12 protein-coding genes and 1 tRNA gene are annotated in these 12573 nt (G+C 66.1%); 6 read left to right on the forward strand and 7 right to left on the reverse strand.

Annotated features, from left to right (window positions below; all coding sequences use genetic code 11):
* Together glnE and rfaD are read left to right on the forward strand one after the other, a co-directional pair.
* On the forward strand, window positions 1–1963 hold a 1963-nt coding region (gene glnE / locus QZY06_RS19545; RefSeq protein WP_295687300.1), incomplete at its 5' end, for a bifunctional [glutamate--ammonia ligase]-adenylyl-L-tyrosine phosphorylase/[glutamate--ammonia-ligase] adenylyltransferase.
* A complete protein-coding gene (gene rfaD, locus QZY06_RS19550) occupies window positions 1960–2895 on the forward strand; it encodes an ADP-glyceromanno-heptose 6-epimerase (RefSeq protein ID WP_295687301.1) in 936 nt (311 codons plus the stop codon). The genes glnE and rfaD, both read left to right, overlap by 4 nt.
* Before the next feature lie 73 nt (window positions 2896–2968).
* On the opposite strand, the gene QZY06_RS19555 is transcribed toward rfaD, so the two are convergent.
* Window positions 2969–3042 (reverse strand) — tRNA-Gly (locus QZY06_RS19555).
* Between the two features lie 85 nt (window positions 3043–3127).
* Window positions 3128–4285, reverse strand: a complete 1158-nt coding sequence (locus QZY06_RS19560; protein ID WP_295687303.1) for a DUF3047 domain-containing protein — start codon at window positions 4283–4285, stop codon at window positions 3128–3130.
* 140 nt (window positions 4286–4425) lie between these two features.
* On the opposite strand from QZY06_RS19560, the gene thiS reads away from it, so the two are divergent.
* The 4 genes from thiS (at window position 4426) to QZY06_RS19580 (ending at window position 7392) form a co-directional block, all read left to right on the forward strand.
* Complete coding sequence (gene thiS / locus QZY06_RS19565) at window positions 4426–4626, forward strand: sulfur carrier protein ThiS (RefSeq protein ID WP_295687306.1); 201 nt, start codon at window positions 4426–4428, stop codon at window positions 4624–4626.
* A gap of 189 nt (window positions 4627–4815) precedes the next feature.
* Window positions 4816–5607, forward strand: a complete 792-nt coding sequence (locus QZY06_RS19570) for a thiazole synthase (protein ID WP_295687309.1) — start codon at window positions 4816–4818, stop codon at window positions 5605–5607.
* Window positions 5608–5615: 8 nt separating this feature from the next.
* Window positions 5616–6344, forward strand: coding sequence for a tRNA (guanosine(46)-N7)-methyltransferase TrmB (trmB, locus tag QZY06_RS19575; RefSeq protein WP_295687310.1), 729 nt, complete (start codon window positions 5616–5618; stop codon window positions 6342–6344).
* 13 nt (window positions 6345–6357) lie between these two features.
* Window positions 6358–7392 carry an NADP(H)-dependent aldo-keto reductase gene (locus tag QZY06_RS19580; RefSeq protein ID WP_367275685.1) on the forward strand — a complete coding sequence of 345 codons (1035 nt, stop codon included), beginning with the start codon at window positions 6358–6360 and terminating at the stop codon, window positions 7390–7392.
* A 6-nt stretch (window positions 7393–7398) separates the two neighbouring features.
* Here the strand turns inward: QZY06_RS19580 and QZY06_RS19585 are convergent, their stop codons facing one another.
* The 5 genes from QZY06_RS19585 to QZY06_RS19605 all read right to left on the reverse strand — a co-directional run bounded on the left by QZY06_RS19585 (window position 7399) and on the right by QZY06_RS19605 (window position 12501).
* Window positions 7399–9033 (reverse strand): alkaline phosphatase D family protein, encoded by a 1635-nt coding sequence (locus QZY06_RS19585; RefSeq protein ID WP_295687313.1) that lies wholly within the window; start codon window positions 9031–9033, stop codon window positions 7399–7401.
* Between the two features lie 95 nt (window positions 9034–9128).
* A complete protein-coding gene (modA, locus tag QZY06_RS19590; RefSeq protein ID WP_295687316.1) occupies window positions 9129–9920 on the reverse strand; it encodes a molybdate ABC transporter substrate-binding protein in 792 nt (263 codons plus the stop codon).
* Between the two features lie 86 nt (window positions 9921–10006).
* Window positions 10007–10969, reverse strand: a complete 963-nt coding sequence (locus QZY06_RS19595; RefSeq protein WP_295687319.1) for a DUF1338 family protein — start codon at window positions 10967–10969, stop codon at window positions 10007–10009.
* Between the two features lie 96 nt (window positions 10970–11065).
* Window positions 11066–11872 (reverse strand): SHOCT domain-containing protein, encoded by an 807-nt coding sequence (locus QZY06_RS19600; RefSeq protein WP_295687322.1) that lies wholly within the window; start codon window positions 11870–11872, stop codon window positions 11066–11068.
* Window positions 11873–12108: 236 nt separating this feature from the next.
* The gene (locus QZY06_RS19605; protein ID WP_367275686.1) at window positions 12109–12501 is read right to left on the reverse strand and encodes a nuclear transport factor 2 family protein; all 393 of its coding nucleotides are present in this window, start codon (window positions 12499–12501) and stop codon (window positions 12109–12111) included.
* Window positions 12502–12573: the final 72 nt, after the last annotated feature.

Raw genomic sequence — 12573 nt, forward strand, 5'->3', positions numbered from 1 at the left:
CGAGCTGAAGGGCCTGATCGACCGCGATGCCCAGGCCAAGGGCGCCGCCGACAACCTCAAGCTCGGCCCCGGCGGCATCCGCGAAGTGGAGTTCATCGTCCAGCTGTTCCAGCTGACTCGCGGCGGCCAGGACGCCCGGCTGCGCGACGCCCGGCTGCGGCCGGTGCTGGCCTATCTCGGCGAGGCCGGCCTGTTGCCGGCCGATGCCGCGCAGGCGCTCGATGCTGCTTACGTGCTGCTGCGCCGCGCCGAGAACGCCGTGCAGCTGCATGGCGATCTTCAAACCCATGTGCTGCCGACCGACAATGCCACGCGGGCAGCGTTTGCCGCGGCACTCGGCAGTGCCGACTACGCCGCCGCGATGGTGCCGCTGGAAGCCGCCCGTCAGCGCGTCCGCCGCGAGTTCGAGCGGCTGTTCGCGGAGCCGGAGAAGACGCCGCAGTCCCGCTGCTTCGACAGCGCGGCGGGCGAAGCCTGGGGCATCTCGGCCGAAGACCCGGAGACCTTGTCGGCACTGGGCTTCGGCAGCGGCGCCGCGCTGGTCGCCAAGGCGCTGACCGATCTGCGCCAGTCGCGGCAGATGCGCACCTTGAGCGATGCCGCCCAGCAGCGTCTGCGCACCTTGCTGCCGCTGCTGCTCGATGAAGCGATCAAGCAGCCGGAGCCGGCGGTGGCCGCAACCCGCGTCTTCGAAGTGATCGCCGCCATTCTTGGCCGCAGCACCTATCTGATCCTGTTGCACGACTCCGCCATGGCCCGCTCGGCCCTGCTGCGCCTGTGCGCCGCCAGCCCCTGGCTGACCACCTTGCTGGCGCGCACGCCGGCGCTGCTCGACGCGCTGCTCGATCCGCGGCTGGCTACCGAGGCGCCGTCGAAAGAGCAGCTGCGGGATGACCTGGTGACGCGCTACGCCCGAGTCGAGGCCAGCGATGTCGAAGCGCAGATGGACGTGCTGCGCCGCTATCGCCAGGAGATGACCCTGCGCATCGCCGCCAGTGATCTGGCCGGCAGCCTGCCGCTGGTCCAGGTCAGCGATCGTCTGACCTGGCTGGCCGAAGCGATCGTCGATCGTGCACTCGCCAGCGGCTGGGCGCAGCTCGCCGAAGCCCACGGCGAGCCCAGTCATGCCGATGGCCGTCCGGCCGGTTTCGCGATCCTCGGCTACGGCAAGTTCGGCTCGATCGAACTCGGCTACGGTTCCGATCTTGACCTGGTCTTCGTCTACGACTGCGACGCCCCAGATGCCGCCACCAGCGGCGCGCGGCCGCTCAGCAATGCCCAGTTCTTCGCCCGGCTCGGTCAGCGCATCGTCCATTACCTGGCCACCCAGACGCCGGCCGGCCGCGCCTACGAGATCGATCTGCAACTCCGGCCCAGCGGCAACTCCGGCCTGGTGGTCAGCGGCCTGCCGAGCTTTGCCCGTTATCAGCGCGAATCGGCCTGGACCTGGGAACATCAGGCGCTGCTGCGGGCGCGTACGGTTGCCGGCAGTGATGCGCTCTGTACGGCGATCGCCGATGTCCGTCGCGAAGTGCTGTGCCGGGCCCGCAATGTCGAAACCCTGCGCCGCGAAGTGGCCGAGATGCGCGCCAAGATGCGCGTCAGCCTGGAGAAGCGCACAGCTGGCAAGTGGGACGTCAAGCAGAGCGTCGGCGGTCTGATCGACGCTGAATTCCTGACCCAGTACCTGTGCCTGCGCGATGCTCACCTGGACGCGCGGCTGATCGAATACACCGACAACTGGCGACAGCTCGAAGCGCTGGCCGAGGCGAAGCGGGTAACGCCTGAACAGAGAGACAGCCTGTTGCACGCCGCCCGCGTCTATCGCGGCTGGCTGCATCGCCGGGCCTTGCAGCAGGCCGATGGACTGGCTGATCAGGCAGACTTTGCGGCGGAACGTGCTGCCGTCGCAGCACTCTGGCAGCAGCTTGTCGTCGCCCCCCCATCTGGAGAAGTGCCGTGATCGTCGTCACCGGAGCCGCAGGCTTCATCGGATCCAACATCGTCCTCGGTCTCAATGCCCGCAGCCGCAGCGACATCATTGCGGTCGATGAACTGAGTGACGGCACCAAATTCCGCAACCTCGCCGATGGCGAAATCGCCGACTACCTCGACAAGGACGAGTTCCTGGCCCGCGTCGAAAGCGGCGATCTGCCGAAGATCCACGCGATCTTCCACCAGGGCGCCTGCTCGGCGACCACCGAGTGGAACGGCAAGTACATGATGGACGTCAACTACCACTACTCGAAGCGCCTGCTGCATTACTGCCAGGTGCATCGCGTGCCGTACTTCTATGCCAGCTCGGCCTCGGTCTACGGTATGGGCACCCATGGTTTCCGCGAAGAGCGCGACTGCGAAAAACCGCTGAACGTCTACGCCTACTCGAAGTTCCTGTTCGACCAGTACGTGCGCCGCCAGTCACTGACGTCGCAGGTGATCGGTCTGCGCTACTTCAACGTCTACGGACCGCGCGAGCAGCACAAGGGCGGCATGGCTTCGACCGCGTTCCACTTCAACAACCAGATCGCCAAGGACGGCGCGTGCCGCCTGTTCGAGGGATCGGACGGTTACGACAACGGCGGCCAGCGCCGCGACTTCATCCACGTCGACGACGTCGTCGCGATGAACCTGTGGTTCTGGGATCACCCGGAACATTCCGGCATCTACAACTGCGGCACCGGCCGCGCCCAGCCGTTCAACGACATCGCCAACAGCGTGATCGCCTGGCACGGCAAGGGCCGGATCGACTACGTGCCGTTCCCGGACAACCTGCGCGGCCGCTACCAGAGCTTCACCGAAGCCAGCCATGACCGGCTGCGCAGCATCGGCTACGACCGCCCGTTCCTGACTGTCGAGGAAGGCGTCAAGCGCTATCTGGATTGGCTCAACGCCTGAAGGCGTTGAAGGGGGATTGGCTGAACGCCTGAGCGTTCCGAAGCGGAAATCCCTTCCACCGAACGGGAAGGGATGGAGCGGGTGATGGGAATCGAACCCACGCTAGCAGCTTGGGAAGCTGCAGTTCTACCATTGAACTACACCCGCACGAGGCCGCAATCGTACCGCGCGCACGGCCGCACCGTGAAGGCCTGTTGCACGGTAGGCGCGGCGCCGCGCGGCTCATGCGGATCTAGCTGCGGATCGGCCAGCGCCCTTCGCTGTCCTCGAGCGCGATGTCGCGATAGCGGCAGCGGCCTTCGCCGCGCTGGAACACCGAATTGGCGATCAGCCAGACGCCGGTGATCCTGCTCGGTAGCGGGCCACCGATCGCCTTCCGGTAGTCGTCCGCCAGCGAGCGGCGCTCATCGAGCCATCGTCCGAGCTGCTGGCTGCCGCTGCGCACCACCCAGTGTGTCTCCCGGTCTTTCCACCAGGCGAGCGGACACTGGAAGATCGTGTCGACCGGCAGCGCCGCGCTCCACATCCAGGTGAGATCAAGCCCGTTGTCGAACTCGACCGCCATCGACAGGTAGTCATGCGTCGGCTCGATATGCTCGGGCAGCTTCGACGGCAGTTGCTCGACGCACCACGACCAGCCGATCCGGCTGGCTTCGGTCAGCGGCCGGTCGACCGGGAACTGCAGGATGCCGACGTCCGCCTTTGTGCAGCAGGCCAGTTCGCCATCGCGGTGGGGCGCCGCGGTGAAGATCTCGCCATCGCCGAGCCGCCAGAGGTAGTGCCAGCCTGCCGGCGGCTGCACCGGCGCCTGCAAACGTTTCAGGGCCGGGCCGAACAGCGCCGCATCGTGCCCGGCGGCCGCTTCCAGCGCCGGCACCGGATCATCGCGCCACTGGATCACGGCGACCTCGAAACCGCCGCGCATGCCGCCGCGCGGAATGTCGGCTTCGAAGGCGCCGAGCCGGTTGGCGAACTCGCCCGGCGGCTTCGCCGTGAAGCGAAGGCTGCCGCCGTTTTCGACATACAGCGTGCAGGCGTCGCCGATGATCTTGGCCAGCTCGCCGTCGCCGATCCGGAACCACAGGCCGACCTTGGCCGCGAACGCGACATCGAGCGCCGGCGAGGCCTGGATCACGCCGTCGGCCATCAAGGTGACGGCGCGGCCGTCGGCTAGCGACAGGCCGCTGTCGAGCCACGGCGGCGTATCGGCATCGACTCTCAGCCAGTCGCAACGCAGCACGGCATCGCCGAGCGTCCCCAGCGCGCGCTCGACGCGTGCCCGGAAATCGACGCGCGGCCCGGCAGTCGGCCCACGCAGGCGGTGGGCCAGGCGGCCGCCGATGAAGCGCAGCGTGGTCGGCACCGCGGACGGCGCGTTGCGGATCGGCATGCAAGAGTTCCTGTGAAGACAAGGTGCCGCCGATGGTAGGCGCTGCCTCTGGCCTCGTCATCCGAGGGAAGGTCAGGGCCGGCGGCGACGCCAGACCCGGTCGGTTAAACTTCAAGCCTCCCGCAAATCCTCGTCCTGCCATGCAGATCATCGTCAATGGCGAGTCCCGCGACTCTGCCGACGCCGCCACAGTCGCTACCGTGATCGAAGCGCTCGGCCTGACCGGCCAGCGCTGCGCTGCCGAGCTGAACGGCGACATCGTGCCGCGCAGCAGCTGGGGCGAGCGGGTACTTGTTTCAGGGGATCGTCTGGAAGTTGTGCGGGCGATAGGTGGCGGATAGAACGGCTGGTCTCCCTGCGCCCAAAATGTTCACGTCATTCCCGCGCAGGCGGGAATCCAGTTCTGACACGGCGCTTACGGCCAAAACTGGATGCCCGCCTTAGCGGGCATGACGCAGTTTTATGTGTCTGCGTTGATGTAGAACGCTTAGTCGCACTGATCGAGATTCGAGATGACCCAGGCTGAACCCATGTCCACCGCTGCCGACGATTCGCTGGTCATCGCCGGCAAGCGCTATCGCTCGCGGCTGCTGGTCGGCAGCGGCAAGTACAAGAGCCTCGAAGAAACCCGGCTGGCGACCGAAGCCAGCGGCGCGGAAATCATCACCGTGGCGATCCGCCGCGTGAACATCGGTCAGAACCCGAACGAACCGAGCCTGCTCGACGTCGTCCCGCCGAGCCGCTACACGATCCTGCCCAATACCGCCGGCTGCTACACCGCCGACGAGGCCGTGCGCACCTGCCGCTTGGCCCGAGAACTGCTCGACGGCCACAAGCTGGTCAAGCTCGAAGTGCTGGCCGATCCGAAGACCCTGTATCCGGACGTGATCGGCACGCTCGCCGCCGCCGAAATCCTGGTCCGCGACGGCTTCGACGTGATGGTCTACTGCAGCGATGACCCGGTGCTGGCCAAGCGCCTCGAAGAGATCGGCTGCGTCGCGGTGATGCCGCTGGCGGCGCCGATCGGCTCCGGTCTGGGCATCCAGAACCGCTACAACATCCTGGCGATCATCGAGAACGCCAAGGTGCCGATCATCATCGACGCCGGCGTCGGCACCGCCAGCGACGCCGCCATCGCGATGGAGCTGGGCTGTGACGGCGTGCTGATGAACACCGCGATCGCCGAAGCCCGTGACCCGGTGCTGATGGCCAGCGCCATGAAGCACGCGATCATCGCCGGCCGCGAAGCCAAGCTCGCCGGCCGCATGCCGATGCGACGCTACGCCTCGGCCTCGTCGCCGATTGCCGGCGTCATCGGCTGAGCACTCGCATGTCCGAAGTTCCCGTACTCGACAACGACCGCCGCGCCCGCGCGATCCGCAGCTTCGTGCGCCGCGAAGGGCGGATCACCGATGCCCAGGCCGATGCGCTGGAGCGCCTGTGGCCGCAGTACGGCCTGGGGCCGATGCCCGATGGCGAGCATGTTCATCCGCTGCCGCTGATCGACTTTGCCGGAGCTTTCGGCCGTGCTGCGCCGCTATCGCTGGAGATCGGCTTCGGCAATGGCGAGCGTCTGGCGCAGGCGGCGGCGGCGCATCCGGAGATCAACCACATCGGCGCCGAAGTGCATCGGCCCGGTGTCGGCCGCGTGTTGCAGGAAGTCGAGAAAGCGGGCTTGAGCAACGTCCGCGTGATGTGTGCCGACGCTGCCGAGTTCCTGCGGACGACGGCCCCGAAAGGCGCGTTCTGCGAAGTGGTCGTGCAGTTCCCGGATCCCTGGCACAAGACCAAGCACCACAAGCGCCGGATCATCCAGCCGGCGTTCGTCGCCACCGTGGCCGAGGCGCTGGCACCCGGTGGTCGCTTCAAGCTCGCGACCGACTGGGCGCCATACGCCGAGCACATGCTCGAAGCGATCGCCACCGAGCCGCGCCTGAAGAATCTCAGCCCCGACGGCCGCTTCGTGCCGCGCCCGGACGATCGCCCACTGACCCGTTTCGAAAACCGTGGCCTGCGCCTCGGTCACGAGGTCGCCGACCTCGAATTCATCCGCCTCTGAAGGAGTGATGCCCGTGGAAATGCGCAAGCTCGGCCGTACCGATCTCGAAGTCAGCAGCATCTGCCTCGGCACCATGACCTGGGGCGAGCAGAACAGCGAAGCCGAAGGCCACGAGCAGATGGATTACGCCGTGACTCAGGGCATCAACTTCTTCGACGTCGCCGAGATGTACCCGGTGCCGCCGAAGGCCGAAACCTATGGCCGCACCGAAGAGATCATCGGCACCTGGTTCGCGAAGAAGGGCCGCCGCAAGGACATCGTGCTGGCGACCAAGGTCGCCGGTCCCGGCCAGATGGATTACATGCGTGGCGGTGCCAAGCTCGATCGGAAGAGCGTGCTCGCCGCCTGCGATACCTCGCTCAAGCGCCTGCAGACCGACTACATCGATCTCTACCAGATCCACTGGCCGTCACGCGCCACCAACTACTTCGGCCAGCTCGGCTTCAAGCCCAGCGATGACAGCCGCGCGCCGCCGATCGAAGAGACGCTGGGTGCGCTCGGCGACCTGGTGAAAGCCGGCAAGGTGCGCCACGTCGGTGTCTCGAACGAAACGCCCTGGGGCGTTTCCGAGTACCTGCGCCTGAGCCGCGAGCAGAATCTGCCGCGCCCGGTGTCGATCCAGAATCCGTACAGCCTGCTGAACCGCAGCTTCGAGGTCGGCCTCGCCGAGTTCTCGCACCGCGAGCAGCTCAGCCTGCTGGCCTATTCGCCGCTGGCCTTCGGCATGCTCGCCGGCAAGTACCTGAACGGCCAGCGCCCGGCAAACGCGCGGCTGACCCTGTACGCGCGCTTCAGCCGCTACAACGGCGACCACGCGATGGCTGCCACTCAGGCCTATGCGGACCTCGCGAAAGAGCACGGCCTGGCGCTGAACCAGATGGCGCTGGCCTTCGTCACTTCACGGCATTTCACGACTGCGAACATCATCGGCGCCACGTCGATGGAGCAGCTGAAATCGAACATCGCTTCGCACGAGCTGAAGCTGTCGAAAGCGGTGATCGAAGGCATCGAAGCGATCCACAAGCGCTACACGATTCCTTGCCCCTGAGCGGGATCAGCCACGTCGCAAACGCTTGGTGCCGTCGTCGCAGATCCAGACGGCATCGAGGCTTTGCTCATCGGTGATGCTTGAAACCATCGGTACCGTCCAGAACTCGGCCTGGGCTCGGGCTGGCGTCAGGTCGAGCAGCAGGTAGCCGTTGAGCCGGTTGTTCAGATATTTCAGATGCGGATTGCTCAGCCTCAGCAAAGGCGTGATGCCGGTCTGCAGCCGTTCCAGCAAGCCGCTGATCGACAAACCCTCCGGTGCATCGCCGCGCGAGGTCGTCGAGGTGACGACGAATTCCACCGCGCGTGAACCTTCGCCGCTCAGCGCGTTGTAGCGCAGGCTGTTCGGGTCCGGCGTGACATCGAAGGCGTAGGCCTCGTGGGCGTCGCCAGTCAGGATCAGCGGATTGCGCAGACCATCGAGCATCGCCAGCACCCGGTCGCGCGCCGGTTCGTAGCCGTCCCATTTGTCGTTCGACACGAACAGGCTGAGATTGCTGGCGCGTGGCGCGCCGAGCAGTTTCAGCGGCGAGAAATAGACCTGATTGCCAAGCAGTTGCCAGCGCGCCGTTGACGCTGCGAGCTGTGCGGCCAGCCAGGCTTCCTGCTCGGTGCCGAGGATCTGCCGTGCCGGATCGGCAAAAGCGCCGGTCTGAGTGAACGCGCCGATGCCGTCGCCGAACACGGTATTCGGCGGCACCGGCTGGTCGCGGCCGATGTGGCGGGCGTCGATCATGGTCAGATCGGCGAGATCGCCGAACGAGAACGCGCGATAGACGCGGGCCAGATTGCCGGGCTCCGGCGTGCGGATCGGCAGCCATTCATGCGCGGCCCGGAACGCCGCGGCACGGCGATCAGAGTAGGCGCCTTGAGTCGCCGGATCGTGAGCCTCCGCGCCATCGCGCCAGGCGTTGTTGGCGACCTCGTGATCGTCCCAGACCCAGATCATCGGATGCTGGCCGTGCAGCGCCTGCAGATCGGCATCACGGCGGACTTGGGCGTAGCGCTCGCGGTAATCGGCCAGGCTGACGATCTCGCGCGGCGGCTGGTGCGGACGCACGCGATCCTGGGCGCCGTTCTCGTAGATGTAATCGCCGAGATGGACCACGGCCTGCAGATCGTCGCGCTCGGCCACGCGGCGATAGGCGTTGTAGAAGCCGCGGCTGAAATCGGCACAGGTGACGAAGGCGAAACGCAGATGATCGACCGCGCCGACCGGCGCCGTGCGTGTGCGGCCGATCGGCGAGGAGGCCGTGGCCGACGTGAAGCGGTACCAGTAGACGGTACCCGGTGCCAGGCCTGTAGCGTCGATCTTGATTGTGTGATCGGTCGTTGAATCGCTACGCACGCGGCCTTGCAGCACGATGTCGCTGAGCCCCGGATCGCGGGCCAGTAGCCAGTCGATGACCACTTCGCCAACATCAGACCCCGTGTCGGTTGGGGGCGTCGCACGCGTCCACAGGATCACGCGGTCGGTGGCCGGATCACCGCTGGCCACTCCGTGATCGAAGCGCGCGGCGGACAGCGGCGCATCGGTCTCGCCGCTTTCGGTGCAGGCCGCGAGCATCGGCACGATGGCGAGCGAGGCCTTCAGCAGATCACGACGGCTCAAACGGGAATTCGCAAAACTTTTGGGGGACATGAGGCAGCAGCCAGCAGAAGCACTGGCCGATGCTCGTCACCGTCGATGACAGCGCGGTGACGCTCCTGCCGCTGAGTTGCCTCAGCGCGATGCGCTCAGGGTGTAGGGGCTGGGGCCTCGAAGCCGGCTGTAGCCAGCAGTGCCCGCGCCGGCGCCGAGCGCAGGAACTCGACATAGGCCTGCGCCAGCGCATTGCCACTGCCGGCCTTGCTCAAGGTCGCCGTGTACTGCGCCGGTTCGTAGACGCCGATCGGCAGCAGGATGTAGGTGCCGATATCGCGATAGGCCGGCGCTTTCACCATCGGCATCGGCAGCAGGCCGATGTCCGAACCCTTGGCCTTGATCTCCTCGGCCACTGCCAGATCGTCGGCAAGCCGCTTCAGCTTCGGAGTCGCGATTTCGGAGACACCCAGGCGATCCAGCGCGTTGGTGGCGATGACACCGAACGGCGAGCTGGCCGGGTCGGCGATCGCGATGGCGTTGATGTAGTCCGCCGCGAACAACGGCCGACCGCGGCCCGGATTGACGCCCGGCGTATTGGTCCACAAGGCCAGCAGACCGATGCCGATCACCCGCGTGCTGCCGCCATCGAGCTTGCCGCTGACGGCCAGCCGCTGCGGCAGCGCCTGGTCATCGGCGAGCAGCACGTCGAACGCGCCATCGGACTCGATCTGCGTGCCCAGCGTTGCCGAAGCGGCGCTGGCGACGGTGATCGTCGCACCCGGATGCTGGCGCAGGAACTCGGTGTTCAGCGTGGCGGCGGCGGGCGCGATGCTCGGCACCGCGGCAATCGCCAGACGGTCCTCGGCTTGTGCGTTGCCAGCCAGCATCAGCGGCAGTACGGCGGTCAGCAGCGCAGCGATGTGCTTGCGGATGAAAAGCGGCATCGGAATCTCCTCAAGCTGAGCGAATCAGTACCCGAGTGTGCCTGCCGTTGCCGGATGGCGTCAGCGCGCCGCGGTCGATCCGCTGCTCAGCAGCTCTGTGGCGCGCTGCTGCCGCGCGTCGATGCCGCATCGAAGATCTTCTCGGCATTCGCAGCTAGGAAGTTGCGGAAGATCAATGGCGCGCCATCGTCAGCCCAGAGCGGCGCGCCATCGGCATCAATGGCCTGAGCGCGTTCGATGATCTCGACGAACTGCTTCTCGCTCTGCGCGTTGCCGACGCGGCCATCGGCTTCCAGCACCGGCGTTGCCATTGTCGCGGCCATCGTTGCCGTCTGGCGCAGCTTGGTGCCGGGCGCGCCCTGGATTGCCGGCAGCATCGTGAAGCCGGCCGCGAGCATTGCCGCTGTCATCGCTTCGATGCCGCCAAAGCCCGCCGATGGCACGTCGATGGTCACGTGATTGAAGTCTGGCCCCAGCGCCAAAGCACTGGCTGCTTCGCCGGAAACGGCGGCGACTGCATCGAGCGTTGTGCGCCGCATCGGTGGGCCGTTGCGCGCCATCAGCACATCGACAAAGTGCGCGACGAAAGCTTCGGCATCGGCTTCGTTCAAGCCACCCTGCGCTTCGGCCTTCGCGATCAGCGCGATGAACGTGCCGTGATCGACAGCGCTCGCTTGTGTCGCGCAATCCGCGCGAACCAACGCGGCAACCTCCGGCGGAAACGCGGCGAGATCGACTTCGCTGACGAACACCTTGAACTGATGCGCGTCATCGCCGACCACCTGCAGATCGAAGCTGACCAGCTTCTTGGCCGGGAATACGTAGCTGCGTTCGCGCTGCAGGCCGAGCACGCGCGCGGCACGGACGAACAACGCTGCCACTGCCGGGTCCGCCGTGCGGATCGCGCCGTGATCGTTCAGGAAGCGCCCGCCCTGTGCAGCGACCAGCGCCTGCAGCCGAACGAAGTCCGGCACGTTGCGCGCGAACTTCGCAGTGGCGCGCTCGACGAAGCGTTCGCGCAGCTGGCGCGGCGACAACAATGTGCTCATGGCTAGTGCCTCGCGATCGGTCGGCAGATCAGCGCAGATTGTAGGGCGGGAAAGCGGCATCACCGCGCATCCCGCCACGAAGCCCGTGCCGCTGCTTCAGAGGCGCCCCAGCAACTCGCTCTTCTTGGTGTTGAATTCCTGATCGGTCAGCGCACCGGCATCGCGCAGCCGGGCCAGTTTCTCGATCAGGCCGATTAGCTCATCGGACGACGAGGCATTGCCGGATCGCTGAGGATTGCTGGGCGGCGGATCGAAGCTCGGCTGCGGCGGCGGGTTCCACGATGACTGCGGTTCCGGCGCCATCGCCGGGGCGGGGTTCGCGAAGTTGTTCTGAGGCGCCTGCGCCGACTGAATCAACCCTGGGCCGGACACGATCGGCAGGCTGCTGACCGACACCGTGCCGTACTGGCTGCCGAAGCTCAGCGAGGTATCGCCGCCCTGCTGCTGGCTGACGCCGCCGATGTTGTGATCGAGCGTGTCGTACACCGTGACCTGGCCGTTGAGTTCCACTGCCAGCCGTCGCGGAAACACGGCATAGCGGATGTTGTTCTGGCCGCCGCTGCTGAACGGGCTGCCGAGATCGCCGGGCCACCACTGGCTGCTGTTGCGCGAGCCGGGCGGCGCCACCGGAAACATCTGGGTGTTCGCCAGCGCGTTGGACAAGTCATTGCAGAGATTGTCGACGGTGTTCTTAAGACCGTGGTTGAACATGTCACCCACCATGGTCATGCCGCCGCGCATCCACTGGCCGCCACCGCCGAGTTCGCCGCACCAGAACTGCGCCATGAAGCCGCCGCCCTGATTGACTGCAACCAGCATCTCCATCACCGCGTTCTGGCTGAGGTTGTAACGGCGGGCCAGATCATCGACGACGTTCTGTCCTGCGGGGGTCAACTGCTGCATGGCTTCCTTCCGGGGTGGCGCTGCTGATGAATTCGGGGGCACCGATCTGCCTTGCGCGCCTGCGAAGAACGTCTTGGGGCAAGGCTCGGAGCCGGCATCTTCCGGCGATCGGGGCACTGATATCGATTGATATCGAATGGGTAATCAGCGTAGCACGCGGGCTTGGAGCGCCTGGCCCAAGCGAGGGCCAGAGTAGAGCGGGATAGCGTCCGCATCGGGTATCCCGCCACACGGAGCTAGAACATCGTGTTGCCGTGCGCAGCTTCCTGTGGAACCGCCTGCAAGACATCCCAGTGCTCAACGATCTTGCCGTCGCCATCGAGCCGGAAGATATCGATGCCAGCCCAGTCCTTGTCCTGATCGGTAGGCCATTCCTGGTGCCAGTGAATGACCACCAGATCGCCTTCAGCAACCGTGCGTTTGATGTGCAGCCGCTTGCCCGGATACTCCCTGGCGATACGCTCGAAGTAATCGATGAAGCCCTGCTTGCCATCGGCCACGCGAGGGTTGTGCTGAATGTAGGTCGCGCCCGCGTAGCGTTCGATCGCTTCTGCGGGACGGCATTCGTTGAACATCAGCTCGTAGAAGGCGATGACGTTCTTTCTGTTGCGGTCGCAGGAGCTGGTCATGGATCTCTCTCTGAAACTAGGGGGGTAGGGTCGCGCATCCCGCCGTTCGGCGTATCGCGAAAGGCGGGATGC

It is taken from the genome of uncultured Nevskia sp., assembly GCF_903885465.1.
Taxonomy (GTDB): domain Bacteria; phylum Pseudomonadota; class Gammaproteobacteria; order Nevskiales; family Nevskiaceae; genus Nevskia.

Bases quoted from the DNA above. Each gene is read 5' to 3' on its own strand.
- modA (WP_295687316.1), bottom strand. From the start codon at position 9,920: ATGCCGCTTTTCATCCGCAAGCACATCGCTGCGCTGCTGACCGCCGTA.
- trmB (WP_295687310.1), top strand. From the start codon at position 5,616: ATGTCCGAAGTTCCCGTACTCGACAACGACCGCCGCGCCCGCGCGATC.
- QZY06_RS19570 (WP_295687309.1), top strand. From the start codon at position 4,816: ATGTCCACCGCTGCCGACGATTCGCTGGTCATCGCCGGCAAGCGCTAT.
- QZY06_RS19560 (WP_295687303.1), bottom strand. From the start codon at position 4,285: ATGCCGATCCGCAACGCGCCGTCCGCGGTGCCGACCACGCTGCGCTTC.
- QZY06_RS19595 (WP_295687319.1), bottom strand. From the start codon at position 10,969: ATGAGCACATTGTTGTCGCCGCGCCAGCTGCGCGAACGCTTCGTCGAG.
- QZY06_RS19585 (WP_295687313.1), bottom strand. From the start codon at position 9,033: ATGTCCCCCAAAAGTTTTGCGAATTCCCGTTTGAGCCGTCGTGATCTG.
- QZY06_RS19605 (WP_367275686.1), bottom strand. From the start codon at position 12,501: ATGACCAGCTCCTGCGACCGCAACAGAAAGAACGTCATCGCCTTCTAC.
- QZY06_RS19600 (WP_295687322.1), bottom strand. From the start codon at position 11,872: ATGCAGCAGTTGACCCCCGCAGGACAGAACGTCGTCGATGATCTGGCC.
- thiS (WP_295687306.1), top strand. From the start codon at position 4,426: ATGCAGATCATCGTCAATGGCGAGTCCCGCGACTCTGCCGACGCCGCC.